This window comes from Hyphomicrobium sp. (assembly GCF_036833075.1).
In the GTDB taxonomy this organism is placed as follows: Bacteria; Pseudomonadota; Alphaproteobacteria; order Rhizobiales; family Hyphomicrobiaceae; genus Hyphomicrobium_C.
The window spans coordinates 1-26443 of sequence record NZ_DAITQL010000055.1 but is presented as its reverse complement, the minus strand read 5'-3'; the positions used below and the strand labels follow the sequence as shown (position 1 = coordinate 26443).

General features: G+C 66.7%; 29 protein-coding genes, 1 tRNA gene and 1 pseudogene. 18 read left to right on the top strand and 13 right to left on the bottom strand.

The annotated features are described in order from the left end of the window. The 6 genes and pseudogenes from V7082_RS15045 to V7082_RS15020 all read left to right on the top strand — a co-directional run. Positions 1-785, top strand: a pseudogene (locus V7082_RS15045) (porin); the annotation flags it as partial. Positions 786-908: 123 nt separating this feature from the next. Further along, on the top strand, positions 909-2084 hold the full coding sequence (locus V7082_RS15040; RefSeq protein WP_334149916.1) for a vWA domain-containing protein: 1176 nt from the start codon (positions 909-911) through the stop codon (positions 2082-2084). Between the two features lie 322 nt (positions 2085-2406). Next, complete coding sequence (locus V7082_RS15035; RefSeq protein ID WP_334149914.1) at positions 2407-3027, top strand: hypothetical protein; 621 nt, start codon at positions 2407-2409, stop codon at positions 3025-3027. Between the two features lie 50 nt (positions 3028-3077). Next, on the top strand, positions 3078-3440 hold the full coding sequence (locus V7082_RS15030; RefSeq protein ID WP_334149912.1) for an ABC transporter permease: 363 nt from the start codon (positions 3078-3080) through the stop codon (positions 3438-3440). 148 nt (positions 3441-3588) lie between these two features. Beyond that, a complete protein-coding gene (locus tag V7082_RS15025) occupies positions 3589-3888 on the top strand; it encodes a hypothetical protein (RefSeq protein WP_334149910.1) in 300 nt (99 codons plus the stop codon). Beyond that, a complete protein-coding gene (locus V7082_RS15020; RefSeq protein WP_334149908.1) occupies positions 3813-4826 on the top strand; it encodes a GNAT family N-acetyltransferase in 1014 nt (337 codons plus the stop codon). Before V7082_RS15025 ends, V7082_RS15020 begins: the two co-directional genes overlap by 76 nt. 4 nt (positions 4827-4830) lie before the next feature. Here the strand turns inward: V7082_RS15020 and V7082_RS15015 are convergent, their stop codons facing one another. Continuing rightward, positions 4831-6468, bottom strand: a complete 1638-nt coding sequence (locus V7082_RS15015) for an FHA domain-containing protein (RefSeq protein WP_334149907.1) — start codon at positions 6466-6468, stop codon at positions 4831-4833. Positions 6469-6756: 288 nt separating this feature from the next. Here V7082_RS15015 and V7082_RS15010 point away from each other — a divergent pair, with 288 nt between their 5' ends. From V7082_RS15010 to V7082_RS14995, 4 genes are all read left to right on the top strand, one after another. Beyond that, positions 6757-7518 carry a hypothetical protein gene (locus V7082_RS15010; RefSeq protein ID WP_334149906.1) on the top strand — a complete coding sequence of 254 codons (762 nt, stop codon included), beginning with the start codon at positions 6757-6759 and terminating at the stop codon, positions 7516-7518. Positions 7519-7623: 105 nt separating this feature from the next. Next, on the top strand, positions 7624-9084 hold the full coding sequence (locus V7082_RS15005; protein ID WP_334149904.1) for a PDZ domain-containing protein: 1461 nt from the start codon (positions 7624-7626) through the stop codon (positions 9082-9084). Between the two features lie 284 nt (positions 9085-9368). Next, the gene (locus V7082_RS15000; protein WP_334149901.1) at positions 9369-11192 is read left to right on the top strand and encodes an ABC-F family ATP-binding cassette domain-containing protein; all 1824 of its coding nucleotides are present in this window, start codon (positions 9369-9371) and stop codon (positions 11190-11192) included. A gap of 147 nt (positions 11193-11339) precedes the next feature. Then, positions 11340-11705 carry a hypothetical protein gene (locus tag V7082_RS14995; RefSeq protein WP_334149900.1) on the top strand — a complete coding sequence of 122 codons (366 nt, stop codon included), beginning with the start codon at positions 11340-11342 and terminating at the stop codon, positions 11703-11705. A 12-nt stretch (positions 11706-11717) separates the two neighbouring features. On the opposite strand, the gene V7082_RS14990 is transcribed toward V7082_RS14995, so the two are convergent. Then, positions 11718-12701, bottom strand: a complete 984-nt coding sequence (locus tag V7082_RS14990; RefSeq protein WP_442909800.1) for a zinc-dependent alcohol dehydrogenase family protein — start codon at positions 12699-12701, stop codon at positions 11718-11720. 144 nt (positions 12702-12845) lie between these two features. Here V7082_RS14990 and V7082_RS14985 point away from each other — a divergent pair, with 144 nt between their 5' ends. After that, positions 12846-13322 (top strand): YbhB/YbcL family Raf kinase inhibitor-like protein, encoded by a 477-nt coding sequence (locus V7082_RS14985; RefSeq protein WP_334149897.1) that lies wholly within the window; start codon positions 12846-12848, stop codon positions 13320-13322. On the opposite strand, the gene V7082_RS14980 is transcribed toward V7082_RS14985, so the two are convergent. The 4 genes from V7082_RS14980 to greA all read right to left on the bottom strand — a co-directional run bounded on the left by V7082_RS14980 (position 13309) and on the right by greA (position 15494). Next, complete coding sequence (locus tag V7082_RS14980; protein ID WP_334149896.1) at positions 13309-13563, bottom strand: hypothetical protein; 255 nt, start codon at positions 13561-13563, stop codon at positions 13309-13311. The two genes, V7082_RS14985 and V7082_RS14980, sit on opposite strands and share 14 nt — an antisense overlap. 194 nt (positions 13564-13757) lie before the next feature. Then, positions 13758-14309 carry a BPSL1445 family SYLF domain-containing lipoprotein gene (locus tag V7082_RS14975; protein ID WP_334149895.1) on the bottom strand — a complete coding sequence of 184 codons (552 nt, stop codon included), beginning with the start codon at positions 14307-14309 and terminating at the stop codon, positions 13758-13760. 148 nt (positions 14310-14457) lie between these two features. After that, positions 14458-14937, bottom strand: coding sequence for a hypothetical protein (locus V7082_RS14970; protein WP_334149894.1), 480 nt, complete (start codon positions 14935-14937; stop codon positions 14458-14460). Between the two features lie 89 nt (positions 14938-15026). After that, entirely contained in the window at positions 15027-15494 is a 468-nt protein-coding gene (greA, locus tag V7082_RS14965) for a transcription elongation factor GreA (RefSeq protein ID WP_334149892.1), read from the bottom strand. Positions 15495-15564: 70 nt separating this feature from the next. Here greA and V7082_RS14960 point away from each other — a divergent pair, with 70 nt between their 5' ends. The 5 genes from V7082_RS14960 to V7082_RS14940 all read left to right on the top strand — a co-directional run bounded on the left by V7082_RS14960 (position 15565) and on the right by V7082_RS14940 (position 18639). After that, on the top strand, positions 15565-15984 hold the full coding sequence (locus tag V7082_RS14960; RefSeq protein WP_334149890.1) for a secondary thiamine-phosphate synthase enzyme YjbQ: 420 nt from the start codon (positions 15565-15567) through the stop codon (positions 15982-15984). Positions 15985-16031: 47 nt separating this feature from the next. Next, on the top strand, positions 16032-16370 hold the full coding sequence (locus V7082_RS14955) for a hypothetical protein (protein ID WP_334149888.1): 339 nt from the start codon (positions 16032-16034) through the stop codon (positions 16368-16370). Positions 16371-16528: 158 nt separating this feature from the next. Beyond that, positions 16529-16954 (top strand): ketosteroid isomerase-related protein, encoded by a 426-nt coding sequence (locus V7082_RS14950; RefSeq protein ID WP_334149886.1) that lies wholly within the window; start codon positions 16529-16531, stop codon positions 16952-16954. Positions 16955-17140: 186 nt separating this feature from the next. After that, on the top strand, positions 17141-17731 hold the full coding sequence (locus V7082_RS14945; protein WP_334149884.1) for a GNAT family N-acetyltransferase: 591 nt from the start codon (positions 17141-17143) through the stop codon (positions 17729-17731). Continuing rightward, the gene (locus V7082_RS14940) at positions 17731-18639 is read left to right on the top strand and encodes a carbon-nitrogen hydrolase family protein (RefSeq protein WP_334149882.1); all 909 of its coding nucleotides are present in this window, start codon (positions 17731-17733) and stop codon (positions 18637-18639) included. The genes V7082_RS14945 and V7082_RS14940 overlap by 1 nt, the downstream gene beginning before the upstream one ends. Positions 18640-18836: 197 nt before the next feature. On the opposite strand, the gene V7082_RS14935 is transcribed toward V7082_RS14940, so the two are convergent. After that, positions 18837-19028, bottom strand: a complete 192-nt coding sequence (locus V7082_RS14935) for a hypothetical protein (protein WP_334149880.1) — start codon at positions 19026-19028, stop codon at positions 18837-18839. A 105-nt stretch (positions 19029-19133) separates the two neighbouring features. Further along, positions 19134-19844: an SIMPL domain-containing protein gene (locus tag V7082_RS14930; protein WP_334149878.1), complete on the bottom strand. Its 711-nt coding sequence runs from the start codon at positions 19842-19844 to the stop codon at positions 19134-19136. A 169-nt stretch (positions 19845-20013) separates the two neighbouring features. Here V7082_RS14930 and V7082_RS14925 point away from each other — a divergent pair. Together V7082_RS14925 and V7082_RS14920 are read left to right on the top strand one after the other, a co-directional pair. Further along, positions 20014-20089 (top strand) — tRNA-Ile (locus tag V7082_RS14925). A gap of 173 nt (positions 20090-20262) precedes the next feature. After that, positions 20263-20535 carry a hypothetical protein gene (locus tag V7082_RS14920; protein WP_334149876.1) on the top strand — a complete coding sequence of 91 codons (273 nt, stop codon included), beginning with the start codon at positions 20263-20265 and terminating at the stop codon, positions 20533-20535. Between the two features lie 131 nt (positions 20536-20666). Here the strand turns inward: V7082_RS14920 and V7082_RS14915 are convergent, their stop codons facing one another. From V7082_RS14915 to V7082_RS14895, 5 genes are all read right to left on the bottom strand, one after another. Next, complete coding sequence (locus V7082_RS14915) at positions 20667-21041, bottom strand: SHOCT domain-containing protein (protein WP_334149875.1); 375 nt, start codon at positions 21039-21041, stop codon at positions 20667-20669. Between the two features lie 233 nt (positions 21042-21274). After that, positions 21275-22135, bottom strand: a complete 861-nt coding sequence (locus V7082_RS14910; protein WP_334149873.1) for a septal ring lytic transglycosylase RlpA family protein — start codon at positions 22133-22135, stop codon at positions 21275-21277. A gap of 363 nt (positions 22136-22498) precedes the next feature. Further along, positions 22499-23332 carry a transglutaminase family protein gene (locus tag V7082_RS14905; protein WP_334149872.1) on the bottom strand — a complete coding sequence of 278 codons (834 nt, stop codon included), beginning with the start codon at positions 23330-23332 and terminating at the stop codon, positions 22499-22501. A 7-nt stretch (positions 23333-23339) separates the two neighbouring features. Further along, on the bottom strand, positions 23340-24287 hold the full coding sequence (locus V7082_RS14900; RefSeq protein ID WP_334149871.1) for an alpha-E domain-containing protein: 948 nt from the start codon (positions 24285-24287) through the stop codon (positions 23340-23342). Positions 24288-24323: 36 nt separating this feature from the next. Beyond that, the gene (locus V7082_RS14895) at positions 24324-25739 is read right to left on the bottom strand and encodes a circularly permuted type 2 ATP-grasp protein (protein WP_334149869.1); all 1416 of its coding nucleotides are present in this window, start codon (positions 25737-25739) and stop codon (positions 24324-24326) included. Between the last annotated feature and the right edge of the window lie 704 nt (positions 25740-26443).

Below are 26443 nucleotides of genomic sequence, written 5' to 3'. Positions count from 1 at the left end.
GCTCGGGTTCGCTCGTTCCGGCCAACTGGGTGGTGTTCGATGTCGGCGGCTTCGCCTATCGCCGGGGTGACGGCTCGCTCAGCAACGTCGGCCTCGGCGGCCCGGCTTGCAACGGTGGCGGTGACTGCTACGGCATTCCGTTCAACTCCGTTCGCTACGACACGCCGACGTTCGCCGGTTTCTCGGCATCGGCTTCCTGGGGCGAGGACGACATCTGGGACATCGCCCTCCGCTATGCGGGTGAGCAGCACGGCTTCAAGATCGCCGCTGCGGTGGCCTACGGTGACAACACCGGCGGCAACTTCGGTCAGGTCTACGTGAGCGAGCCTGCGGGTGAGCGTGGCTGGGTTAGCGCAGACGCTGGCGCTGCGGATACCGATTACCTCCAGGTCGGCCTTTACCTGCAGCACATCGGCACGGGCATCTTCGGCTTGGTCAACTACGGCCATCTCGATATCGATGAAGGCGCTGGTGACGAGCTCGATACCTGGTACGTCAAGGGCGGTCTGCGCCGCAACTGGAACCATCTCGGTGCCACGGTTCTTTACGGCGAGTACCAGAACGCCGAGCTGGACAGCGGTGCGGAGCATGATTTCTGGGGTCTCGGCGTTGTGCAGGAGATCGATGCGGCCGCCATGTCGCTGTGGCTCAGCTATCGTCGCTTCAGCGCTGATAACTTCGCTGCCGATGGACCGGATGGCGAAGACAATGGCGGTGATCTCGATCAGCTGTATGGCCTCCAGGACTTCGACATGATCAAGTTCGGCGCTCTCATCAACTTCTAATCGAAGCTGAGAAACGTCAAACGAACAGGAAGCCGCCCTTTTGGGCGGCTTCTTTGTTTTGAGCGGTTGTGCTTGTCCCACCTCGCCTTTCGCGCTAGGGCGAAAGAAGCGAGGCAGGCCATCATGTTTTCTTCGTTCTTCAAGGAGCTGCGGGACGCCAGGATCCCGGTCACGCTCAAGGAATACCTGACGCTGCTGGCGGCGCTCGAGGCCGGTGCCGTAGGGCAGCGCGTCGAGGATTTCTACTACCTGTCACGCGCCGCGCTCGTGAAGGACGAGCGCCATCTCGATCGCTTCGATCAGGTGTTCGGCCATGTGTTCAAGGGCCTCGACCTGATGACCGAGACCGTCACGGCCGAGATCCCGGAGGATTGGCTGCGCGCTGTCTCAGCGCTCCATCTCACGGACGAGGAGAAAGCCCAGATCGAGGCGCTCGGCGGCTGGGAGAAGATCATGGAGACGCTCCGCCAGCGGCTCGCGGAACAGAAGGAGCGGCATCAGGGCGGCAACAAATGGATCGGCACGGGCGGGACATCGCCGTTCGGCGCCTACGGCTACAACCCCGCCGGTGTGCGCATCGGACAGGCTGAGAGCCGGCACCGGCGCGCGATCAAGGTCTGGGACAAGCGGGAGTTCCGCGATCTCGCGGGCGACGTCGAGCTCGGCGTGCGCAACATCAAGATGGCGCTGCGGCGGCTCAGGCGGTTCGCGCGGGACGGCGCCGCGGAGGAGCTCGACCTCGATCAGACCGTTCGCGGCACGGCGCGCAAGGGCTACCTCGACCTCGCCTTGCGCCCGGTGCGGCGGAACGCGGTCAAGGTGCTGATGTTCTTCGATGTCGGCGGCTCCATGGACTGGCACGTGCAGATGGCGGAGGAGCTTTTCTCCGCCGCGCGGAGCGAGTTCAAGCATCTCGAATACTATTACTTCCACAATTGCCTCTACGAAGGCGTCTGGCGCGACAACGCTCGGCGGTGGCGCGAGACTGTTCCGACGTGGCAGGTGCTCAACACCTACGCGGCCGACTACAAGGTGATCTTCGTCGGCGATGCCTCGATGAGCCCCTACGAGATCACGCACATCGGGGGCGCCGTGGAGCACATGAACGAGGAGGCGGGCGCCACCTGGCTTCAGCGCGTCTCCGCCATCTATCCGCATACCGTGTGGCTCAACCCGGTGCCGGAGACGCACTGGGACTACACGCCCTCGATCGGCCTCGTGCGCCGGTTAATGGAGGGGCGGATGTATCCGATGACGCTCTCCGGCCTCGATTCGGCCATCCGCGAGCTGATGCGCTAGACCATGCGCGACGCGCCCAGCCAAAAAACCGAGACCGTCGCGTCGTGTGAATTTCCCTGGGCTTTCGCGACCTTTGCGCAACACCGATTCGCCACTGCGACCTCCAGACCGCAAGATTGCCGCCTTCCGCTGCCACCGGGCCGCATGAAAGCCCCCGTGGCAACGCCCCTCGAATCATAAGGCCGAGGCGCGGTTTACCGGGTTGTGCATACGCGGGTGCAAGCGGCCCGAGTTGCACACAGAGTTGCCCCGCCTCCGATTGACCTCACCCCAAAAAGGGCGCAAACCTGCGCTGTTTTTCGGGGAGCCCGGGGGTCACTTCATGCACCGCTCTACCGTCGCCGCCTCGATGCTCGCTTTTGCGCTGGCCGGATGCTCGTCCAGCGGCAACGGCGTGTCGACGGCATCGATACTCGGCGGAGCGCCGACGCCTCCCGCTGCGGCCGACGCCGCGCCCGCCGCTGCGCAGACCGGCGGCGCAACCGTTGGGCAGGCCGGCGGCACGGTCGCCCCCGTCGCCGTCGCGCCCGCGTCCACTCCCACCGATCGTGCCTTGCAGGTCGGCACGGTCTCGGCGCGCGCGGTCAAGTGCGGCTATAATTTCGACGCGCCCCGGCTCAAGTCCACCTATCTGGCGCACGAAGCCAGCCTTGGCGCCTCGAGCGACCAACTCGCCCAGGTCGAGAAGATCTATAACGTCGGCTACAACGGCGTGACGAAGGCGGCCGCGACGGAGCCCGACTACTGCTCCGACCGCAAGACGCAAACCATCAAGGCCGACCTCGGCCGTCTCTTAGCCGGCGACTTCGAGCCGCCGGCCAAGAAGGTGGTGGCGAAGCAGGACGGTTTCTTCGACGGCTGGTTCGACGGGGCGAGCAATCCGGAAGAGAAGTTCGGAGGGAGCGACTGGTGGGAGAAGCAGGCCGCGAAGGCCGGCAAGTAGCCCACAGTCCTCTTCGGAAACGCCCACGTTCAATTGCGATGTGATCCGCCGTGCATCAGCTTCTGTGGATCGAAACGCTTCTCAAGCTCGCCGGCGGCGCGGTTCTCCTGATCGCACCCCTCACCGTGATCCGGCTGCTCGGCTTGCCGCCCGCAGGCTCCGGTTTCTGGCCGCGGTTGCTCGGCGCCGTGCTCATCGGGATCGGGGTCGCGGCCTATATCGAAGGTGCATGGGATGGCGTGCGCGGCCTCGGCCTTGCCGGGCTGATCGTCATCAACATCGCGAGCGCGGCCGTCCTTGGCGCGGCGGCGGTGCTCGGCGGACCCTCGCGGACGCGGCGGGGGACGTTCGTGCTGTGGTCGCTCGTTGTCGCGCTCATCGTGCTCGTGCTGTTCGAGATCGCGCATGTCTGAAGCTTTTTCGACAGGGATCGAGATCGCATAGCGTCCCTTCGCCGATCCCACAGATCGTTATTCTTTTCGTGAGACCATCGGCCTCGATCCTGAGCGTCCCGCGTCTCCATCCGGGACGCCTTTTTGCGAACCGTTAAAAATCATGCCGATGACCCTCTCGCTTCGTAGCGCTGCGCGCGCGTGCCCGCAGTCCGACCGCCGGAGCCCGCTTCGCACCATCGCGGCGGCGCAGCCTGTGCCGCCTCCCGCGGCCCGTCTCGACCTCGTCACGACGCGAGCCGGCTTCGATGCGCTCGAGCCTTCGTGGAACGACCTGTTCCAGCGCGCGGGGCGCAACATTCATCTCTTCCAGACCTTCAACTGGAACTGGCATTGGGCCAATCATTTCTCGACGAAGCGGAGCGTACGCTCGCGATCGTCACGGCGCACTCCGGCGACAGACTGGTGATGGTCTGGCCGCTCGTGCTCGAGCGGGCCGGTCCGATCCGGGAGCTCAGATGGATGGGCGATCCCGTCAGCCAGTACGGTGACGCGCTGATCGACGAGGCCGCCGGTGCGGCCGGCCTTCTCCGCGCCGGCCTCGACTTCGCGGTTCATGAGACCGGCGCCAGCGTCCTTACTTTGCGCAAGGTGCGCGCGGATTCCAACGTCGCGCCGCTGCTCGCCGACATCGGCGCTAAGGTGACGGCCGAGCTCACGGCGCCCTACCTCGATCTTTCGAGCGCGCCGTCGTTCGCCGAGTACGAGAAGCGCTACAGCGGCGGGGCGCGCCGGAACCGCAAGCGCCAGCGGCGCAGGCTCGCGGACCGCGGCGCGGTCGTGCTCGCCTGGCACACGGCCGGGGCGGAGGCAGAAGCGCTCGCGGCGGACGCCTTCCGGCTCAAGCGGCGCTGGCTCGACGAGCGCGGCATCGTCTCTCCGGCGCTCGTGGACCCGCGGACCGCCCGCTTCTTTGCGGATGCGACGCGCGCCGACGTGCGGCCGGCCGGCTGCCACGCCATCGCGCTTTCCTGCGGCGGGCGCACGGTCACGCTCGAGATCGGGGTGCGCGCGAAGGGACGCACCGCGATCCACGTCATTACCTACGATCTCGACTTCGAGAAGACCGGCGCGGGATCCCTTCTGATGGAGGACAGCGTCGCGCGCGCCATTGACGACGGCATGACCGTGTTCGACCTGCTCGCTCCCCGCGACGGCTACAAGCTCGAATGGGCCGACGATGCCGTCGTCGTGCGCGACTGGGCAAAGCCACTCTCCCTCGTGGGGCGCCTCTACGCCGGGATCTACCTCGGCCTCGTCAAGAGGGCGGCGAAGCGCGGCCTCGATGCGCTTCCGGTCAGCGTGCGCCGCGCGATCGGGCGGGGGCTCGGCCGGCAGGCCGGCTGATGCGTCAACCGCCGAGGCGCGAGAGACGCAACATGGCAAGCCCGACCGCGATCTCGTGCCCCGTGCCGTCAAGCGCCACGGTGCGATCGCCGATGCCTTGGCCGTCGAGGCGCGTGCCGTTCATGGACCTCATGTCGCGCAGCGTCAGCGCCTCCTCCGGATCGTAGGCGATCTCGGCGTGCAGCGCCGATACGCTGCCGTCGTCGATGACGACGTCGGCGCGGCGCGGGTCGCGGCCGATGGTCCACGTGGCGGGACGCCCGAGGCCGGTCGCGGGATCGCGCGCGGGGCGCAGCTCGAATTGCACGGCGCGGCCCGACGGATCGAACCCGGACAGCATCCAGCCGCCCGCGGCGCTCCCGGCCGTCGTGGATGCCGACGCGGGAGGCTCCTGCACGACCCGGTATTCCGTCGCACCGATCCGTACCGTCGCGCCAGCGGCGGCCTCGGCCTCCGCGATGCGCGCGCCGTCGAGGAACGTCCCGTTCGACGAGTTGAGATCGGCGATGCGGATGCGCCCGGCCGTGCGATCGAACGCGAGGCGGGCGTGGACCTTCGACACGGTGTCGCTCGCGACCATGATGTCGGCACCGGGGCCGCGTCCGATGGTCACCGGGCGACCCGTCTCGTCGAGGCGGATCGGCGCTCCGCCGGCGACGGGACGAAGAGAGAGCGCACCACTGGGCGCCAATCGTTGCGTCGATCCAGCGGCCGTCCACGCCTCATGCGAGACATGTGCCGGTGCTTCGCCAGCGGCGGCCCGTGGGGTTGCCTGCAGCCAGGCCCGCGCACGGCCAGACCGCAAGAGGACGAGCGCCGCGACCAGTGCCAGCGCCGCGATCAAGCCTATGGCCAGCGGCGCCCCACCGGGGACCGGCGCGCCCGCAGAGCACGGGCTCGGGCTGCTTTCGAACGGGATCCCGAGATCGCGCAGGAAACGGCCGACCTCGTCGGCATGGACGGAGAAGAACAGCCCTTGCGAGTTCGCCCCCTGCAGCGTGTTGACACCGAGAACCCGTCCGCAGGCGTCGAACAGCGGTCCGCCGCTGTTGCCGGGATTGATCGCGGAGCTGTGCTGCACCGTGCGCACGCTCAAGGTCTGGCTTTCGCTGACCTTGAGGCTTGTGAAGGTGATGCGCGAGACGACGCCGGTGGTCGCGGTCGAATCGAGATCCGTCAGCGGCACGCCGTGCGCCTCCGCTCCCGGCACCAGCTCCTTATTGAGGTTGGCCGCGCCGGGAAATCCGATTGCCACGACCTCGGACAGCTTTTCGGGCTCGTACTCACCGAGCACCAGCGCGGTGCCGGGCAGATCCTCGTCCGCTTCCAGCAGCGCGAGATCGACATTGGGCCGGCTCTCGACGCGGCGCGCCTCGACGAGCTTCGCCTCGCGACCGCTGCGGAAAGCGATGAAGAAGCGCTGGCCGCCCTCGACCACATGGAAATTCGTCACCACGTAGCGCTGGCCGGAGACCAGGAAGCCCGTGCCGGATCTGATGGCGTAGCGATCGTTCTCCTCCGGAACGAAGCTGTAGATCTTATAGATCGAGGGCTCGAGCCGGCGCGTGTCGAGCGCGTGCGCGGCAAGACTGCCGGCGGCGGCCAGGACCGAGACGACGAGGGCCGTGAGGACACTGGCCATCGCAACACTGGCCATGCGCGTATTGGCGCGCCCCAAAAGACCGCAGACTGTCCCTCGGTTGCGAAACGTCATATGGCCCCGGCGGCAGTCACCCCTCACGGGCCAAGTCCTAGCGCAAGGGGCGGCCCGCATCCAGCCCGGCGCATGGGCGCGCGCCGGTGCCGCGCAGATTCCTGTTCCCGAGCCTCTTTCGGTTCGGATATTCTCCGGCCGGATCCAAGCAACAAGTCGGCCGGCACCCGGCCAGCGCCAGGGCGGAGCACACTGGAAGCACTCCAGGAGAGAGCCATGCCGACACGCCTCCTCTGCGTCCTCCTTGCCGCCTCCGTTGCGGCGACCAGCCTGCCTCCGCCCGCCGATGCCCAGTCCGGACTGCGGCGCACCTTCAACTCCGTCGTGCGTGCGCCCAGCCGCATTTTGCCTGGCGTGGCAGCGCCCGTGATCGGCGGGGCTATCCTGTTGGGCGGGTCGGTCCGCAGGGCCTTAGGTATCGTCGCCGCGGTGGCGGTCGGCGTCGTGATCTTCGACCACCTCTCCCGGCACGAGCGCCGCGAGGTCGCGCGGCGTGCCCGCACCGTCGTGGCCAAGGATCCCGACCAGACGGTCAGCGACACCTACACGTCGAAGGACGGCAAGAAACAGGTGACGATCGTCGCCGAGCCGACGCAGAGGGCATCCGACCTCAAGGACGATCCGGCGATCCTCGTGGTGGCCGATACGGTCGTCGCCCCGGGCGACACCAAGGCCCCCGCGCCGCCTGGCGCGTTCGCCGCCGATGCCTCGGGCCTCTCCTCCGCGACCGATGCGCGCGCCGCCACGACTCCCCCGGCCGATGCCAAGGCACCGGCGCCTGCTCCCGCAGCCAGGACGGCCGCCGACGGGGAGATCGTGCGCATCCACGAGATCCCGCCCGATACGCAGTGCCGCAAGGTGACGACGCAGCTCGAGCTGCGCAAGACGAAGGGGCAAGCCGACGCCGACGAGACGACCACCAACACGGCGATCTTCTGCCAGACGGCGCCCGGCGAATGGAAGCCGGCATCGACTTGAGCCCGAGTATAGAGCGTGTCCATTATGATTCACCGGCGCCGCGCGTTGCTGGCAGGACCCGCCGGATGTAACCTCGCATAAGGCGCAATCATATCGGGACGACTGATGAGGGGTGGTTCTATCCGCACGCTGACGGCAATGTCCGTCTCGCTGCTCATCCCGGCCGCCCCCTTCTCTCTCGCCGCTCCGCTGCCGACGGCGCTCGCTGATCCGTCACCGCTTCGGCCGCGCGTCCTGCCTGTCGCCGGTGCGGGCGAGAGCGACCCGCGCGACATCATCCGGCTGCTCCCTTCCGGCAAGGCGTCCAAGGCGCCGCAGGCCGGGCCCGACTTTCCGGTCTCGCCGGGTGGCGACGCGCCAGGTTCCGAGCAGGCCCTGCGCCTCAGCGGGCAGTCGATCCAGGTGCCGCTCACCTTCCAGCCGTGGCCCGGCCACGAGACGCTCGCCTATGCTGGCGTCCGCCTCGATGCGGTCACCGATCCGGCGCTGGCGTCAACGCTCGGGCTCGACACGCCGGCCGGCGTGTTCGTCGTCGACACGACTCCCGGCGCGCCGGCCGCGCTGGCCGGACTTCGCTTCGGCGACTTCCTGACGGCGATCGACAGCACGCCGCTCTCGAAGACGAGCGACTTCATCGACGCGGTCAAGGCGCAGGCTCCCGGATCGCAAAGCCTGCTCACGGTCTGGCGCGTTGGGGACGACGGAGCCGGCTACCTCGAGGCGCTGCGCGACCTCGCCGGCCGCGGCAGCACGCCGGCCATGATGTTCCTCGCCCGGCTCTATACGAACGGCGCCGGCGTGGCGCAGAACCTGCAGGAGGCCGTCGCCTGGTACAGAACGGCGGCGCTCGCCGGGAGCACCAACGGCATGCTGCTCTACGGCGACGCGCTCGCCACCGGCCAGGGCGGCGTCAAGGATCTCGCGGATGCCGAGAGGTGGATCCGCAAATCGGCGAATGCGGGCAACGTCGCGGCACTGTTCCGGCTGGGTCGCATGTATCGCGACGGGGAAGGCATGATGCGCGACCCGCTCGAGGCCATCAACCTGTTCAAGAAGGCCGCCGCGGCCCACTATACGCCGGCGATGGTGGCGGTGGGCCTCATGTTCGAGGGCGGTGGCGGGCTCGAGGCGGACCATCTGCAGGCCGTGCAATGGTACAAGCTGGCGGCCGACGCGGGAGATCCCGAAGGCATGGCTGCGCTCGGCACGATGTATTCCACGGGGCGCGGCGTCGAGAAGGATCCGGCGAAAGCCACGGCTTGGTACACGGCGGCCGCCCAGCGCGGCCAGCTTCTCGCGATGCATAACCTCGCCTACCACTACGACCGCGGGATCGGCACCGCGCGTAACCCCGAGATGGCGGCGTCCTACATCTATCAGGCGCTCGAGCGGCGCTACACGTTCACCTACCAGCAGATGCTGCAGAACAATCGTGCCTGGAGCCGCGAGTTCCGCAAAGCCCTGCAGGAGCGGCTCGCCGCCGGCGGTTTCTACAGCGGCACGGTGGACGGAACGTTCGGGCGCAGCACCTACGACGCCATCACCGCGATGGTCGAGACGCAGTAGGGCACTCCGGCGATAGGCGTGTCGGTGCCCGCTTTCAGCGTGTCTGGACACCGGCCTCCGCCGGTGTGACGTTAATTTTCGTGCGGGCGGCGGCCAAAACCCAAACGTCGTCCCGGCGTCATGGCTGAGCCATGCTCCGCATGGACGGCTGAGCCATGCTCCGCATGGACGGCCGGGATCCAGATACGCCCAAAATTCCGTTCAACGCGTCGTCACCGCCGGCATGCTGGCCTTCCGCGTGTGGAACCTTGTATAGACGCGCAGCGACGCATCCACGGACGACCATGGCCCCTCCCCTCATCCAGCTCACGGACATCGCACTGACGTTCGGCGGCACATCGCTGCTCGATGGCGTGGACCTTGCCGTCGGCGCGGGCGAGCGGATCTGCCTCGTCGGGCGCAACGGCTCGGGGAAGTCGACGCTGCTGCGCATCGCGGCCGGGCTCATCGAGCCGGACCGGGGCCGGCGCTTCGTGCAGCCCGGCGCGCTCATCCGGTATCTGGCGCAGGAGCCCGATCTCTCGCGCCATGCGACGACGCTCGCCTATGTGGAGGCGGGCCTCGCGGCGAGCGACGATCCGCACCGGGCGCGCCATCTGCTCGAGGAGCTGGGGCTCACCGGCGACGAGGACACGGCGACGCTTTCCGGGGGCGAGGCGCGGCGGGCGGCGCTCGCGCACGTGCTCGCGCCCGACCCGCAGATCCTGCTGCTCGACGAGCCGACCAACCACCTCGACCTGCCGGCGATCGAATGGCTCGAGGGCCGGCTCGCCCAATCGCGTGCGGCGCTCGTGATCATCAGCCACGACCGGCGCTTCCTCGAAAAGCTCTCGCGCACGACCGTCTGGCTCGACCGCGGGCGCGCCCGGCGGGTCGAGCTGGCGTTCGGCGCCTTCGAGGACTGGCGCGACCGGCAGCTCGCGGAAGAGGAGGTGCAGCAGCACAAGATCGACCGCAAGATCGTCGCCGAGGAGCATTGGGTGCACGGCGGCGTCACGGCGCGGCGCAAGCGCAACGTGCGGCGCATGGCCGAGCTCAGGACGCTCAGGCAGCAGCGGCGCGACTATCGCGCCGTGCAGGGAAAGGCGACGCTCACGGTGGCGGAGGCCGAAGCGTCGAGCAGCCTCGTCATCGAGGCGAAGGGCGTCTCGAAGTCGTTCGGCGACCTCACGGTGGTACGCGATCTCTCCCTGCGGCTCATGCGCGGCGACCGGCTCGGCATCGTGGGGCCGAACGGCTCGGGCAAGACGACGCTCGTCTCGCTCCTCACCGGCACGCTGGCGGCGGACGCGGGGGAGGTGCGGCTCGGCGCGAGCGTCGAGATGGCGGCACTCGATCAGGGCCGCGAAAGCCTCAATCCAACGTGGACGCTTTCGGAGGCGCTAACGCGGGGGCACGGCGACACGGTGACCGTCGGCGGCGAGAAGAAACACGTCGTCGCCTACATGAAGGACTTCCTGTTCGCGCCGGAGCAGCGGCTGACACCGATCGGCGCGCTCTCCGGCGGCGAGCGCGGGCGGCTGATGCTGGCCCGCGCGCTGGCCAAGCCGTCGAACCTCCTGGTGCTCGACGAGCCGACCAACGATCTCGACCTCGAAACGCTCGACGTGCTCGAGGACGTGCTCGCGGCTTACAAGGGCACGGTTCTGCTGATCAGCCATGACCGCGACTTCCTGGACCGGGTGGTGACAAGCGTGATCGTGCCCGAAGGCGACGGCCGCTGGACCGAGTATGCGGGCGGCTACCAGGATATGCTCGCCCAGCGCGGGGAGGACCTCAAGAAGCGCAGCGCACGCGTGAAGACGGCCGCGCCGGGGGCGACGGAGACGGCGGAGACGGTCGCGGAGGCCACGGCGCCGGCGGCGGGCAAGCGGCGGCTGTCGTACAAGGACAAGCACGCGCTCGAGACGCTCCCGGGCGAGATCGCGGCGCTCGAGGCGCGGCAGGCGTCGCTTGCGAAAGAGCTCGACGCGCCGGACCTCTACGCGCGAGACCGCGCGCGGTTCACCGAGCTCTCGAACACGCTCGCGGACGTGCAGGGCAGGCTCGCGGCGGCCGAGGAGCAGTGGCTCGAGCTGGAGCTGCTGAGGAGCGAGATCGAGGGGTAGCGTTCGGTTTTTTTCGCTTTCCGGTCAGGTTGCAGAAGGCCCTTGCGTCCGGCACACGCCTTACGCTTTGCCGCCCGAACCGGTGCTTGGTAGGATCGTCTCCGCAAAGAGCATTCTCCGATCCGATGGGATGCCCGTCGCCGCATCATGCAACCTCTCCTCCGCTTCGAGCAGCGCCATCAGAAGGTCATCTCGCGCGCCGCGTTCGCGAGGCGCATGGCGTGGGCGATCGGGCTCTGGATGCTGCTGACGTTCGGCGGGCTCGTGATCGGCATGGCCGGCTATGCCGCGACGGAGGGCATGGGGATCGTGGATGCGTTCGTCAACGCGGCGATGATCCTCTCCGGCATGGGGCCGGTCTCCGAATTGCATACGAGCGCCGGCAAGGTGTTCGCCGGCCTCTACGCCATCCTGTCGGGGCTCATCATCGTCATTGGGGCGGGGTTCGTGCTGGCACCCATCGCGCACCGCGTGCTGCATCGCTTCCATGTCGAGAGCGGCAAGGAGCCGTGAGCCGCAGGCTTTCTACGGAACGAGCACCAGCGCGCCGATGAGGTCGCCGCGGCGGAGGCGGTCGAGAGCCTCGTTGGCCTCGCTCAGCGGCATCGCCGTGGCGTGCGTTCTGACGGGCACGCGCGGGGCGAGGGCGAGGAACTCCTCCGCGTCCCGGCGGGTGAGGTTCGCGACCGAGCGCACGACGCGCTCCTCCCACAGCAGGCGATACGGCATGGCCGGGATGTCGCTCATGTGGATGCCGCCGAGCACGACGACGCCCCCTTTCCGCACCGCCCCGAGCGCGCGCGGCACCAGCGCGCCGACGGGCGCGAACACGAGCGCGGCGTCGAGCGGCACCGGCGGCGGCTCATCCGAGCCGCCGGCCCAGACGCAGCCAAGCGCGCGGGCGAACGCCTGTGCCTCTCTATCGCCCGCGCGCGTGAAGGCGTAGGTCTCGATGCCTTGGTGGCGCGCGACCTGGGCGACGATATGGGCCGCAGCGCCGAAGCCGTAGATGCCGAGGGTTCGGCACGGGCCCGCCATGCGGAGCGTGCGGTAGCCGATGAGGCCGGCACAAAGGAGCGGGGCGGCTTCGACGTCGCCGAGCCCTTCGGGAAGGGCAAAGCAGTAATCGGCATCGGCGACTGCGTATTCGGCATAGCCGCCGTCGATCTGGTAGCCGGTGAAGCCCGGATCGTCGCACAGGTTCTCGTGCCCCATGCGGCAGTAGGGGCAGACGCCGCAGGTGTGGCCGAGCCAGGGAATGCCGACGCGGTCCCCGAGCGAGAAGCGCGTCACGCCGCTCCCCAGCTTGTCGACCCGCCCGACGATCTCGTGGCCCGGAACGATCGGGAGCTTCGGCTGCGTGAGATCGCCGTCCGTGACGTGCAGGTCGGTCCGGCAGACGCCGCAGGCCGCGACCTTGACGCGAACCTGGGACGGACCGGGCTCGGGGATCGGCAGATCGCGGAGGCTGAGCGGCGTCCGCTGCCGATCGAGGAGCATCGCTTTCATGGTGTCGGGCATCGCTGCCTCCTTCACGGACCCTTGCCGGAAACGCCGGATTGTCGACTATGGTGCCATCCGGGGCTTCGATCGAGATCCGACGGGCGCGACCGGCCTCGACACCCTGCTCCACTCTCACTTGGGAGACACGCGATGACGCTCAAGCTCACGTCGACGGCCTTCACGGATGGCGGGGCCATTCCCCCCACCTACACCTGCGAAGGCGACGACATCTCGCCGCCCCTCGCATGGAGCGGCGTGCCGGCGGAGACACAAAGCCTGGTGCTGATCGTCGACGACCCGGACGCGCCGGATCCTGCAAAACCGCAGCGCGTCTGGGTGCATTGGGTGCTCTACAATCTCCCCGCTGACGCGTCCGGGCTTGCCGAAGCCGTCGCGGAGGAGGCCCTGCCCAAGGGAACGGAGGGCGGCCTCAACGACTGGGGACGGACCGGCTACGGCGGCCCCTGCCCGCCCATCGGGCGCCATCGCTACTTCCACAAGCTCTACGCGCTCGACGTTCGCCTGGAGGGGCTGGCGTCGCCGCGGAAATCCCAGGTCGAGGCGGCCATGGAGGGGCATGTGCTGGCGCAGGCGACGCTGATGGGCACCTACATCAAGGGCGCGTGAGGCTCCCGGCAGTCCTGCTGCGGAGATACTCCGCCTGCCACTTGTCCCAGCGCAACTGCTCCTCAGGCGTGCACCACGGATTGCCATAGAAACCGAAGTGGCCGTTGAAGCGCGTGCAGTCCTTGACCGGCGGCGGCGCCTCGCCGGGCGCGGAGGGTCGGGACGGACCAGCCACCGCCACTGCGGAAACGACCATCGTTGCGGCAACCGCAGCTCCTGCGGTCTTCATCCATCGGCGCATGGCATCCTCGCGGGCTGCGGTCCGAATCCAATAATCGCATTCTTGGCGGGCGGCTGTCGATATGACGCCGCTTGGTCAGCAGTGGGGGAACACCCCTAAGGCTGGTCTGCAGTCCCCCCTCAGCCTCCCCCACAAGGGAGGAGGGACAGGCGCGATGAAGCAAGCCAACCGCGTCCGCATGATCTGAACATGCTCTAGCGGTCGATGCGCGAGATCTTGGAGCCTTCGAGGGTGAGGTTGTACATCAAGCCCTTCTGGTTGAGGATGAAGCCGATCACGGGCTTCTTGATCTGGTTGGTGTCGATCGAGCCGCCGACGCCGACCGTCACCAGGGCCACCGAGCCGTCGACGCCCACTTTCCAGCCGTGCTTGCGCTGGAAGCTCGCGAGCGCGTTCTCCGTCATGAAGAGAATGATCACCGTGCGTGCCTGCACGCCGAGCTGGAAGCCGACCGAGGCGGATACCGTGTTGTAATAGCCTTCCGTATAGCCTCTGCGGCGCAGGGCGCCTTCGCCGTACTCGCCGCCGAATCCCATGCCGGCCTTGACGACCGAAGGGAACACCAGCACGGCCGCGGCATCGCGGACGAGGCCGCGCGCGCCCGGCACCGTGCGATAGAAGCGCTGCAGGGCCGCATCCACGTCGGCGTCGATCTCATAGGCCGAGCCGGCGCCCGCGGTGCTTGGCGCTCCCAGCAGGAGGGCAAACGCAAGCAGCGCGTTCAGCAGAAGCGTTTTTGACGACATCTTGTATCCCCCAGAGCGCAAATGTGGCCGGACTCGCTCCCAAACGAGTCGAAGCCCGGGCATCATCTATCGAAAACAATGGACTCAATGTGGCGCGACGGCCGCAGCCCCAAACCAGGCTACGGGCCAGACGGGCGGCCGCGGGCGCTCAGCAGAAGATGCAGGCGCTGCACATGGATGCCGCCTCGGCAATGTGCGCGTCGAGAATGCGGGTGTACTCGGCCATCTTGGGCTTCTGGTTCGCGCACAGCGTCTTCTTCTTTTCGGGATCGGCGAACGCCGTCTCCCACGCCTTGACGTATTCCGCCTTCTTGGCGCGGAACACGGAGGCGACCTTGCGCAGCGAGGTGACCTCGACGCAGGGGCTGACGGCCGCCCACGTGCGCCGTTGCAGGTTCAGCTTACGGCCGCAGAACTCCAGGAGCGCGTCGACGGTGGCGTACTCGTCCACCCGGCGCCAGAGATCCGCGCGCTGCTCCTTGCTGATGCTTTCGAGGCCCATCTTGACCTCGAGGTAGGCCATCCGGGTCTCGGCGGCGCGGGCCAGCCCCAACGCGGCGACGGCGGCCGCTGCGGCCAGCAACGCGCCGGCCACCCATCGCGCACCACGGGTGTTCAAGCTCAGCATGCTCCCTGCGCCTTTCCGCTTCGCCTTCGGTGGGAGTCTAGTTCGGGGCCGGGCGTTTCGGCAAGCGCTCCGCTCGCAGGGGTTGAAGGCTATTCGATGGCAACGATCTCCACATCGCCCCCGCCGACGCGGGCGGTATCGCCCACGCCCTTGCCCAGGAGCGCGCGGGCGAGCGGGGACACATAAGAGAGTGTGCCGCGCGCGGGGTCGGCTTCGTCCTCGCCGACGATGCGGAACGACTGGCGGCGCCCATCGGCGCGCACGAGGGCCACGCGGGCGCCGAACCGCACCTCGTCCCTGTCGGAGGGCGCGGGGACGAGCTCGGCGGTCGCGCGCCGCTGGGTCCAATAGCGCAGGTCGCGCGCGGCGACATTGAGCGCGGCGCGGTCACCCGACGCCTGGGCGTCCGCATAGGCGCGCGACAGGCGCGCCACCTCGTCCTCGATCTGCCGCAGCCCCTCGTCGGTGACGAGGTTCGGATTGTCGGAGATCAGCCGCTCGGGCAACTCCTCGAACGCGGCGAGGCCGTCCGGCTCTTTGACGAATGCTCTGCTCATGGTGGTTCATGCACTCCGCTGCCGGATGCCAATATAAGCATCAACCTAAAAAATAACGAGGAGTGCGAACATGCGCCAGCGACAGACGGAAATCATCGTCCAGACCACCGGCGAGGGACTCTACGAGATCAGCGACGCGGCGCGGGCGTTCACGGCGGAAGCCGGCCTGTCGACGGGTCAGCTCACGGCCTACTGCCGGCACACCTCGGCTTCGCTCGTCATTCAGGAGAACGCCGATCCCGACGTGCAACGCGATCTCATCGCGTTCTTCAAGAGACTCGTTCCCGAGGGCGATCCGCTCTTCGTGCATACGCTCGAAGGTCCCGACGACATGCCCGCGCACATCAAATGCGCGCTCACGCAGACATCGATCACGATACCGATCGTGAGATCTTCTCTTGCACTCGGGACGTGGCAAGGTCTTTATCTCTTCGAGCATCGGCGTCATCCGCATGATCGCAAGGTCGTGTTGCATGCGGTGGGTGATTGATCCCGCGCCGTGCTCGTTGTGGTCTCGCTATGCGACAGGAGTTCCAGATGGCGAAGAACAAGGAAGCGGGCGACAATCGCCGCGTTGGTGCGGTGAAGAAGCGCTCGCAGATTCCGAACAAGCTGACTGGCACCTGGACCAAGCGCGACGACACGACCGGGAAGTTCATGGACGTGAAGGAAGACAGCAAGCCGTTCAAAGGCGTGCGCAAGGAAGGACAGAAGACGATGGCCAAGAAAGTTGCCGTGAAGAAGAAAGCGACCAAGACGACCGCCAGGAAGCCTGCGGCGAGGAAGCCCGCGGCGAAGAAAACCGCCAAGAAAGCCACGAAGCGGGTGGTGAAGAAGGCGCCGGCCGCAAAGAAGCGGGCCGGGGCGCGCCGCTGAGGGCATCGGGCCGTTAACGATTTCCCTTACGGCCTACTCAGGGCGGGCCATCGCGGTACGATGCGCTTTGTCGCGCGGCGATGGCCCGCCGCCCGTTTGAGAAGGGCCCCGCAACCTGCTAAGGAGGCTTCCGAGTTTCAACCTCGGGAGCCTTTCTCATGAGCGACGCCGAAAGCCAGACCCGCATCGCAACGGCCAAACTGATCCGCAGCTACTACGACGCCTTCAACGGGGGCGACAGCGAAGGCATGCTGGCGCACCTCACCGACGACGTGATCCACGACGTGAACCAGGGCGAGCGGCGCGTGGGCAAGGACAAGTTCCGCGCCTTCAACGCCCGCATGACGCATCACTACAAGGAGACGCTGACCGAGCTCGTCGTGCTCGTCTCCAAGGACGGCACGCGGGCCGCGGCCGAGTTCAACGTCAACGGCACCTATCTCAATACGGACAGCGACCTGCCGGCGGCCAAGGGCCAGACCTATGTGCTGCCCGCCGGCACGTTCTTCGCCATCCGCGACGGCAAGATCGCCCGGGTCACCACCTACTACAACCTGACCGAATGGATCGCGCAGGTGGCGTAGTTCGCTCGCGGGCGCCGTTCGGATCGCCCGCGGCGGATCCGGCGCCCGCGCCAATCGGAGCGCGGCTTCGCCAAGACGCGGAGCCTAGCTTCGCCAAGACGCAGGGGCGGCGCTCGCGCCGGGCCGCCTGTGGCCTTGCCCCTTCGAGGCGGAGAGTCGTCAGGCCGACAAGGAAAGGATCACGGAATGAGCATCGAGGTTCGCGCGCTGACGGGCGACGACATCCAATCCGTGCTGCCCGATCTCGCACGGCTCCGCATCACCGTGTTCCGCGACTGGCCGTATCTCTACGACGGCACGCTTGCCTACGAGGAGGAATACCTCGCCAAGTTCGCCAAGGCGAAGGGCGCGGTGTGCGTCGTGGCGCGCGACGGCGATCTCGTCGTCGGAGCCTCGACCGGCGCACCCATGGTCGAGCACGCCGACGAATTCGGCGAGCCGTTCCGCAAGGCGGGCTACGACCTTTCGCAGATCTTCTATTGCGGCGAGAGCGTGCTCCTCAAAAGCCATCGCGGGCACAGGCTCGGGCACCAGTTCTTCGAACTCAGGGAGGCACAGGCGTACAAGCTCGGCGGCTTCACGCACTCGACGTTCTGCCGCGTCGTGCGGCCCGACGACCATCCCCTGAAGCCCGCCGACTACATCCCGCTCGACCGCTTCTGGGGGAAGCGCGGCTATGCTCCGGTGCCGGGGCTCGTCGCCACCTATGACTGGAAGGACATCGATCAGCCGGACGAGACCACGCACACGATGCAGTTCTGGATGAAGGCGCTCTGATGGCTGCTCCTCACCTCCTCAAGGTCGCCGCCGCGCAGTATCCGATCGGACAACCCGGCTCGCTCGCCGAATGGGAGGCGAAGATCGCCCAATGGGTCGCGGAGGGCGCGGCGACGGGCGCGGAGCTCCTCGTCTTTCCCGAGTATGCCGCCATCGAGCAGGCCGCGGCCCTCGGTCCGGAGGTCTACAACGACCTCACGACGACGCTCGAGCGCGTGGCGGCGCTGGCGGAGGCGCGCGTGGGGCTGCATGTGGCGCTGGCCAGACAGCACGGCGTGCACATCCTGGTCGGCTCGGGGCCGGCGGTGCACGCGGACGGGCGCTTCGTCAATGCGGCGCAGCTCGTGACCCCGTCCGGCAAGGTCGGCGTGCAGGAGAAGCTCATCATGACGCCGTTCGAGCATGATTGGGGTGTCACGGCCGGCAGGCCGCTCCGCGTGTTCGAGACCAGCCTCGGAAAGCTCTCAGTTCTCATCTGCTACGACAGCGAGTTCCCGCTGCTCGCGCGGGCGGCGGTCGAGGCGGGCGCGGACGCAATCCTGGTGCCGTCCTGCACTGAGCGCATCTCGGGCTATCATCGCGTGCGCACGGGCTCGCAGGCGCGCGCGCTCGAGAACACGATTGCCACCGTGCAGAGCCCCACGGTGGGCGATGCGCCATGGTCGCCGGCAGTGGATTTCAATGTGGGTGCGGCCGGCATCTACGTGCCGCCGGAGCACGGCGTGAGCGATGCGGGTGTTCTGGCGGAAGGGACCCTCAACGCCGCACAGTGGGTCTATGCGGCGGCCGATCTTGCCGCTCTCCGCCGCCTGCGCACGAGCGGCGAGATGCGCAACTTCGCCGACTGGCCCGCGCAGCCCGGTGCGGCGCCGCTCAAGCACACCGTCGAGGTCGTTCCGCTCGTCTAGAGCGTTCTGTTTCAGGTGGAAACAGCAGAAGCGCGTGGCTGGACTCCGGCCTACGCCGGAGTGACGTTGCGTTTAGACTACCCCGCCCCACACCTATAAGTCATCCCGGCATTATGGCGGAGGCATGCTTTGGATGGACGGCCGGGCGGATGGCTGCCGCTCCGCCAAGCTGGCCGCGCCCGGCGCAGGCGCCCTTGTTATTTCCGCCTGCGCGTCCAGTCCATCAGGGCCTCCCAGAACGCCGCGAGGCCGACGAGGGCGGCGATCAGGAACACGGCGACGACCATCTGCACGACGCCGAAGTTCGGAGCCTCCTCCGCCACGAACCAGCCGGCAATGATGGCGGCGAGCAACAGGATCGGGCGAATGAGCCAATACAGGATGGGCATGGTTCAGCGGACTTTCCTGCTGTTGTTCCTATCGCCAATCCGCCGTTCGCCGCGTGACAGGTCTCGAACGATCTCACCCGAAAGCGCGCGGCGCGAGGCATCCGCTCACTTCAGCGCCCAGGTGACGGTGACGCGGGCTTCCAGCGTCTCGGTTCCCGCCTCGATGGGCACCGCTTCCGCCCTGGCGGCGCGCATCGCCATCGGCCGGGGACCGCCGTAGCTCATCTCCTCGGTGATCGTGACCACCTCGCCGAGATCGGCTCCTGCGGCGGCCGCCAGCAGCTCGGCGCGGCGGCGCGCGTTGGCAACCGCCTCCTTGCGCGCCTCATCCTTCAGCGTCTCGGCCTTGCTGACCTCGAAGGCGAGCCCGTTCACCTGGTTGGCGCCGAGAGAGACGAGCTTGTCGAGCAAGCCTCCCAACGCCTTCAAGTCGCGCACGACGAGTGTGACCTGGTTCGAGACCCGGTAGCCGTCGATCGTCGGCGTGCCGTCGCGCGGATTGGTGTAGCGGGGCTCGACGTTGAAATTTCTGGTCTGGATATCCTTGGCGTCGATGCCACTCTCCTTCAGCCCGGCAATGACCTTCTGCATGAGCTCGGTGTTGGCGGACAGCGCGGCGGCGGCCGTCTCGGCCTCGGCGGCGACGCCGGCCGAGATCGTCGCCCGGTCGGGCTCTGCGTCGGCGTATCCGGAGGCGGAGACGGTGATCAGGCGATGCATCGGTCGTTCCTCGGCCCGGAGCGGGCTCGCAAATGTGACGAGCAGGACTGCGGCGGCCAACAGTGCCGCCGGCGTGAAGAGGGTGACAGGGCGCATACGGATCCTCCAGGTCGATGGTCGCGGATAGAACATTCCCGCGGATGAAGGAAGCCTGAACGATGTTGATCTCATGACGGCCGTGGCCGCTGGAACGGGGCGCGAACTCTGTTATAGAGGGCGGCCACCCTTCGGGCGCCACAGCGCGGCGGCCTGATCTTTCGCTCGGGGGCCCGTAGCTCAATGGTCAGAGCTGGCGGCTCATAACCGCCTGGTTCCAGGTTCGAGTCCTGGCGGGCCCACCAATGTTTTCATACGTTTATGCCGACATTCGGCTTGTCGCATTGCCGTCGGCGGTCCATCCGCTGTCCTAAATTGCGGAACTGAATTTTTGAGCCCGTTCCCCTCGGAACAGCGGGGATGACCCCGCAGGGGTCATAGTGCTCTCAACAGACACCCTGGCACTGGAGAGAGCCAAATGACCAAGATCAGCACCATCCTCGCCGCAGCGATCGCCCTCAGCACCGCCACCCTCTCCACCCAGGCCGGCGCCGTCAGCCTCGGCGTCAAGATGGCCTGCGCCGCCGACTACTACGCCCACTGCAGCCAGCACGATCCGGACAGCCCCGGCGTCCGCAAGTGCATGCGCTCCGTCGGCAAGAACCTTTCCCAGCGTTGCCTGAGCGCCCTGGTCGGTGCCGGCCTTGCTCCCAAGACTGCCGTTGCCCAAACGAAGGTCGCAGCCAACTAAGAACGGCACAATTCAAGTCCGGTCTCTGAGCTGGACACACGAAAGCCGGGGCGCCTCTCCACGCTCCGGCTTTCTCATTTCGACTAAAAATCGCTATCGCCGCCAGGAGGCGGTAGTGACCATGGCTGCAATTAGATCAGTCGGGCGCGAAGCTTGCCGTATTCCGCCTCGGTAATCGATCCCTTCGCCTTGAGTTCGTCCAGCTTCCTGATCTCGTCAGCGGCGCTGAAGCCCACGATGCTGCGCAGTTCGTCGCGCGCTTTTTGCGCTTGAGCCTGCTGCCGCTCCGCCATGCTGCTGCTCTGCGTCAGCAGATAAGCGAGCACGGTCAAGTAGGGCAAGAGGACCAGGAAGATCACCCAGACGACTTTGTTGAAGCCCGAAATGTCAGTCCGCCGGAACAGATCGGCGAACACCGTGATCAGTAACCAGAACCAGACGACGAACATGAAAATTACGAATACGTCGAATAGAAAGTTGCCAAGGTTCAGATTTCCGAGATGCATAGGTCGCACTCCATATTGCTACGCGAGGGTTACCCTACTTTGGGACCACTATCACCACATATTTCCGAGAGACTTAAGGAACCGCGCCGGCTTTCCTCGTGTCCCGAACGATGCGTGCTCTTGCCGCCCGCCGCCTTCAGGTCGCGCGTCGAGGAAGGGTAACGACAAGGTCGGTGTTAAATCCTCGCCTTCACCATACAGAACGTAGCTGCGAGGGTAGCCTCCGGCTCCGATTATTTGCCGTCGTCTGACGCATCTGGCTCTTGCAGATACCGCTGCAGGCCCGATGCGAAGTCCAACTTTCGGAAGCTGTCCCGGCTCACGAGACGTGGGCCCTGCACAAGCCTTAATCCCCGGAGCACCGGTCTCGGGGGTGAGCGCAACATCACCAACTCGCGGGCGAGCGAGGGCGACACCGCGAGCTGGGGCCTCGGTACAAGTGCGGCAGTTTCAACGGCCGCGGCCACGTCGCCGGCCAGCTGCTCGCCGTCCTCACGGACGCCGACGCGCTCCTGGGCCGCCTCGAGCGCGATGTCGAACGTCTCGAACCTGCCAAGGTAACCTGGAACGCGCGGATACACGCGCCGCCGCACATAGCTTGCCTCGGTCTTCGTCGGAGATTGCAGGACGCTGATGACGAGCGCTGCCACTCCTTGCGTGCGGAAGCCGAGCTTCTCTGCGGCGGCGCGCGATACGTCGAGCTTGCGCTTTCCGCTATAGGGACCTGCGTTGGTGATCCGCAGGACAGAGGCGTCGCCGGTCTTGGGATTGTAGGCGAGGATGACCGTGCCGTCCGGCAGCAGCGGGCTCGCCGCATTGTCGGGGAGATCGGGACGGAAGACGGCGCCCGAGCTCGTCAACCCGCAGGGGTTCAAGCGGTCGAGACGGCAGCTATCGTAATAGGAGGCGAGCAGGTAGCCGCGCCATCCGACGAGCGTGTCGGTCTGCGCCAGCGTCCCGACGCGGTGACAAAACCCATGGAAACAGTACCGGGTGCCGGGAGACTTGGCATTCGCCGTCGTCACGGTCGTAGCGCCGACGATCAGGGTCACGGCGGCCCCAACCAAAGCCGGCAGCGCAAGCCGCCAACCCATGACAAAATCCGAGGCTGCCCTAAGCAGCGGACGCTTTTCCCGTAGCATGTGACGCGGGGCGGTTCGCTAAAATCAGTTTCTGACTTGTGAGACAACCGTGGCGAATGTTTGAGCAGCCTCGCTCACACAGGGTAAACGCGCACTTAATGACGGGACGAAACGGTGCCTGCAATCGCGCCAACCTGTCGAGAGGCGAAGTGACCGAAGCTCGGAGATGTGGTTAACTTGACCGAGCGACCGCGCTGGTGCTCGCCGCCTACGAGGCTACTCAGAGCAGCACGATCACGCGATGGCCCGGCTGACGCCAGAAGTGGAGCTTGCGGTACTGGGCCACGTTGTCGACGCCCGCATTGGTGCGGGCAGCTATTGCTGCTGTTGCTGCTGACCGCTCTGCTGATCAACCTCCACCCTGACGTCTAGGGCTTCGCTCTCGCCGCCCCTCTGGATGCCGCGAATGGGGGAGGCGGAGCCGGCGTCGAAACCCCAGGCGAGGCGGACGTAGCGCTCGGTCGGGCACATGCCGTTGGCCGGGTCGAACCCGACCCAGCCCAGGCCGTCGATCCAGGCCTCCGCCCACGCGTGGGCCGCTTCCGAAGGGGCGAGGGTGCCGGAGAGGAAGTAGCCGTTAACGTAACGGGCCGGGACGCCGATGATGCGCGCCGCCGAGATGAACACGTGCGCATGGTCCTGACACACTCCCCTACCGGCGGCCAGCGCCTCGGCCGCCGTCGTGTGGTGGTGGGTGGAGCCGATCTCGTACTCGACGGCATCCTGCACCGCGCGCATCAGGGCGTGCATGCAATCGAGGACGTTCCTCGGAACCTTGCCGTTGCTGACGCCGCGGGCGAGCTCGCGGATGCCCTTGTCGGGCACGGTTCGATCCGTCTCGCGCAGGAAGACGCGGCGGGGCGCAAGCTCCGTCAGACCGCGCACGATGCCGCTGCGGTCCTCCGTCTCGACGATGCCCGATGCCTCGATGGTGATGCCGTCGTGAAGGCCGCTCACGGAGGCGAGGTGGACGATATTGCCGAAGCCGTCGCGGTATCCGATCCCCGTCTCGAAGCCGGGTGCCGAGATGGTCCAGGCGGTCACGTCCTGTCCGTCGAACGAGGGAGGCGTCAGCCGCAGACTCTGGATCGAGTAGCGCACCGGCGTCTCGTAGCGGTAGGTCGTGACATGGCGAATCTCGATCAGCATCCGCCCCTCAGTAAGTGAAGTGATAGGCCTCGGAGATCTCGTGCGCGACGCGGCTGTTGCGACCGATGAACTCGAGCAGGAACTCATGCAGCCCGGACTGGAAGACGGTGTCGATGTCGCTCATCTCGAGCAGTGCGAGCGTAGATTTCGCGGTTTCGAGACACGGCTTCTGCTCGCCGTAGAGTGCAGAAAGGTCGGCGAGCGTCTGGTCGATCTCGTCGTAGCAGGCGCGCAACGAGCGCGGCATGGCGCGGTTCAGGATCAGGTAGTCGGCGATGCGCCAGGAGCGGTAGCTCTCCTTGTAGACCCAGCGGTAGCTCATGTGCGCCGAGACCGAGCGCAGGATCGCCTCCCACTGGGCGTTGTCGACGCCCGAGCCGATCATGCTCGTCGAGGGCAGGAGCACGTAGTATTTCACGTCGAGGATGCGCGCGGTGTTGTCGGCCCGCTCGAGGAACGTGCCGAGCTGGCTGAAGTAGTAGGTGTCGTTGCGCAGGATGGTGTTGAGGAGCGCGCCGCGGTAGCCGGCCGAGCGCTCCTTGATCCAGTCGAGCATGCGCGGCAGCGCGTCCGACCGCAGCGTGCTGGGCCGAATGGACTGCAGCTCGAGCCATGTGCTGTTCAGAGATTCCCACATTTCCCGTGTCAGCGCCGTGCGCTGAGCACGGGCGTTGCGCCGGGCGGTGGCGATGCAGGAGCTGATGCTCGACGGGTTTTCGCCATCGAACAGGAGGAAGTCGACCACGTTGCGCGTGTCGAGCGCGCCGTGCTTGGCGTAGTACTGATCGGCGCAACCGGCGCTCTCGAGGGTGGAGGCCCACTCCTGCTTGTGGTCGTCGCCGATGCGGGGCAGCAGCGCGATGCGGTAGCCGGCCTCGATGAGACGGGCCATGTTCTCGGCGCGCTCAACGTAGCGGGAAAGCCAGAAGAGATCGTTTGCCGTGCGCCCTAACATTGCTTTGTGCGCCCCTGCCCTCAGGCGTTTCTTGTTTCAGTCCTGGAGCACCCAGGTGTCCTTCGTTCCGCCTCCCTGGCTCGAGTTGACGACCAGCGAGCCCTTGCGCAGCGCGACGCGGGTGAGGCCGCCGGGCACCAGGCGGACCTCGTCACCGATCAGAACGAACGGTCGCAGATCCAGATGGCGCGGCCCGATCCCTTCCTCGCCCAGCGTCGGGCAAGTGGAGAGCGCGAGTGTCGGCTGGGCGATGTAGTTCGCGGGGTTCGCCTTGACGCGCACGCGGAAGGCCTCGACGTCCTCCTTGCTGGCCGTCGGTCCGACGAGCATGCCGTAGCCACCCGAGCCGTGCACCTCCTTGACGACCAAGTCGCCCAAGTTGTCGAGCACGTACTTCAAGGAGTCGGGCTTCCTGCAATTGTAGGTCGGCACGTTCTTCAGGATGGGCGGACGGCCCATATAGAATTCGATGATCTCGGGGATGTAGCTGTAGATCGCCTTGTCGTCGGCGATGCCGGCGCCGGGCGCGTTGACGATGGTGACGTTGCCGGCGCGGTAGACGTCGAACAGGCCGGGCACGCCGAGGACCGAATCGGGCCTGAAGGTCAGCGGATCCAGGAAAGCGTCGTCGACGCGCCGGTAGAGCACGTCGACGCGGCAGAGGCCCTGCGTCGTCTTCATGTTCAGGAAGCCGTCCATAACGACGAGATCCGGCGCCTCGACCAGCTCGAGCCCCATCTGGTCGGCGAGGAAGGCGTGCTCGAAATAGGCGCTGTTGTAGATTCCGGGCGTCAGAACGGCGATCACGGGGTCGTCGTCGAGGTTCTCCGGGGCGACGCTCTCGAGCGTCTTTCTCAGATAGTCCGGGTAGGTCTCGACCGGGGCGACGCGGTTCTCGGCAAACAGATTCGGGAACATGTGCATCATCGTCTCGCGGTTCTCCAGCATGTAGGAGACGCCCGACGGCGTGCGGGTGTTGTCCTCGAGCACGTAGAACTCGTTCTCGCCGGTGCGCACGATGTCGATGCCGATGATGTGCGAGTAGATGCCGAGCGCCGGCTCGACGCCGATCATCTCGGGCACGAAGGCGCTGTTCTGGATCACGAGATCGGCAGGGATGCGTCCCGCCTTGATGATCTCCTGGCGGTGATAGATGTCGTACATGAAGGCGTTGAGCGCCTTCACGCGCTGCTCGATGCCCGCCGACAGGCGCCGCCACTCGGCGGCGGCGATGATGCGCGGGATCATGTCGAAGGGGATCAGGCGCTCGGACGCTTCGGTGTCGCCATAGACGGCGAACGTGATGCCGGTGCGCCTGAACAGCAGCTCGGCCTCGGCGCTCTTCTTTCGCAGCTCCTCGACGCGCATCGAGCCCAGCCACTCGGAAATAGCGGCGTAAGGCTCGCGGACGCTTTGTCCGAAGCCGTTCATCTCGTCAAAGGATGGCTTCAAGTCGGCGGCTTTTATTTGCTCCATAACTTAACCAGTAGCAAAAGCCGGGCCAATCTCGGGACGAGAGAAAAGTACAGAAAATCAAAACTCTACCGTCGACCATTGTGCCCATTGCGTGCGCATCTGCCTTCCAGACGGGCAGCATGAGATCATTTGGCGGTCAGGGGGCGATTGATCTGCAACCACTCTCACGATGCGGGATCGCCAAGGTTCATTGGGCCATGGCAATCGCATGTTCGTTGAAGCTGTGCATTGGAACGCCGAGCGCGACGTACTTCGCCCGGGCGTTGCGCCGTGACGAGAATAAGCTTTAGGGCGAGCTTGGTGTCGGCCCGCATGGCATACTCATCCAGCGCTTTCGCCCATGCTCGGATTTCGTCATCGAGAAGTGCCGCGTTCTGGGCTTGGGCTTGGCGTAGCCATTGCCGGTCTTCGCCCCGCGCCGACGGCGGCCGAGCGTAGCTGCTGGGTTCGTCTCGATCCCCATACTTCTTGGCGAGCGCCGGCCTATCGAGGAGTGTAGTTGCATATAGCCCTTATGTGCACCACGACGCGGTAAGCGGTCGAGCTGGCCTTTCGCTCTTTGGGCTTGGAGGCAGGCTGCCCCCCTCTCCGCCGATATCAGGCTTTCTCTTCGATTTTCCTCCCACTGATGTGACCCCCTTCTTTTATCCGGGGGCAACTGGAATCCGGTCGTCATTGAA

Bases quoted from the DNA above. Each gene is read 5' to 3' on its own strand.
- V7082_RS15040 (WP_334149916.1), top strand. From the start codon at position 909: ATGTTTTCTTCGTTCTTCAAGGAGCTGCGGGACGCCAGGATCCCGGTC.
- V7082_RS15035 (WP_334149914.1), top strand. From the start codon at position 2,407: ATGCACCGCTCTACCGTCGCCGCCTCGATGCTCGCTTTTGCGCTGGCC.
- V7082_RS15025 (WP_334149910.1), top strand. From the start codon at position 3,589: ATGACCCTCTCGCTTCGTAGCGCTGCGCGCGCGTGCCCGCAGTCCGAC.
- V7082_RS15015 (WP_334149907.1), bottom strand. From the start codon at position 6,468: ATGGCCAGTGTCCTCACGGCCCTCGTCGTCTCGGTCCTGGCCGCCGCC.
- V7082_RS15010 (WP_334149906.1), top strand. From the start codon at position 6,757: ATGCCGACACGCCTCCTCTGCGTCCTCCTTGCCGCCTCCGTTGCGGCG.
- V7082_RS15005 (WP_334149904.1), top strand. From the start codon at position 7,624: ATGAGGGGTGGTTCTATCCGCACGCTGACGGCAATGTCCGTCTCGCTG.
- V7082_RS15000 (WP_334149901.1), top strand. From the start codon at position 9,369: ATGGCCCCTCCCCTCATCCAGCTCACGGACATCGCACTGACGTTCGGC.
- V7082_RS14995 (WP_334149900.1), top strand. From the start codon at position 11,340: ATGCAACCTCTCCTCCGCTTCGAGCAGCGCCATCAGAAGGTCATCTCG.
- V7082_RS14990 (WP_442909800.1), bottom strand. From the start codon at position 12,701: ATGAAAGCGATGCTCCTCGATCGGCAGCGGACGCCGCTCAGCCTCCGC.
- V7082_RS14985 (WP_334149897.1), top strand. From the start codon at position 12,846: ATGACGCTCAAGCTCACGTCGACGGCCTTCACGGATGGCGGGGCCATT.
- V7082_RS14980 (WP_334149896.1), bottom strand. From the start codon at position 13,563: ATGCGCCGATGGATGAAGACCGCAGGAGCTGCGGTTGCCGCAACGATG.
- V7082_RS14975 (WP_334149895.1), bottom strand. From the start codon at position 14,309: ATGTCGTCAAAAACGCTTCTGCTGAACGCGCTGCTTGCGTTTGCCCTC.
- V7082_RS14970 (WP_334149894.1), bottom strand. From the start codon at position 14,937: ATGCTGAGCTTGAACACCCGTGGTGCGCGATGGGTGGCCGGCGCGTTG.
- greA (WP_334149892.1), bottom strand. From the start codon at position 15,494: ATGAGCAGAGCATTCGTCAAAGAGCCGGACGGCCTCGCCGCGTTCGAG.
- V7082_RS14960 (WP_334149890.1), top strand. From the start codon at position 15,565: ATGCGCCAGCGACAGACGGAAATCATCGTCCAGACCACCGGCGAGGGA.
- V7082_RS14955 (WP_334149888.1), top strand. From the start codon at position 16,032: ATGGCGAAGAACAAGGAAGCGGGCGACAATCGCCGCGTTGGTGCGGTG.
- V7082_RS14950 (WP_334149886.1), top strand. From the start codon at position 16,529: ATGAGCGACGCCGAAAGCCAGACCCGCATCGCAACGGCCAAACTGATC.
- V7082_RS14945 (WP_334149884.1), top strand. From the start codon at position 17,141: ATGAGCATCGAGGTTCGCGCGCTGACGGGCGACGACATCCAATCCGTG.
- V7082_RS14940 (WP_334149882.1), top strand. From the start codon at position 17,731: ATGGCTGCTCCTCACCTCCTCAAGGTCGCCGCCGCGCAGTATCCGATC.
- V7082_RS14935 (WP_334149880.1), bottom strand. From the start codon at position 19,028: ATGCCCATCCTGTATTGGCTCATTCGCCCGATCCTGTTGCTCGCCGCC.
- V7082_RS14930 (WP_334149878.1), bottom strand. From the start codon at position 19,844: ATGCGCCCTGTCACCCTCTTCACGCCGGCGGCACTGTTGGCCGCCGCA.
- V7082_RS14920 (WP_334149876.1), top strand. From the start codon at position 20,263: ATGACCAAGATCAGCACCATCCTCGCCGCAGCGATCGCCCTCAGCACC.
- V7082_RS14915 (WP_334149875.1), bottom strand. From the start codon at position 21,041: ATGCATCTCGGAAATCTGAACCTTGGCAACTTTCTATTCGACGTATTC.
- V7082_RS14910 (WP_334149873.1), bottom strand. From the start codon at position 22,135: ATGGGTTGGCGGCTTGCGCTGCCGGCTTTGGTTGGGGCCGCCGTGACC.
- V7082_RS14905 (WP_334149872.1), bottom strand. From the start codon at position 23,332: ATGCTGATCGAGATTCGCCATGTCACGACCTACCGCTACGAGACGCCG.
- V7082_RS14900 (WP_334149871.1), bottom strand. From the start codon at position 24,287: ATGTTAGGGCGCACGGCAAACGATCTCTTCTGGCTTTCCCGCTACGTT.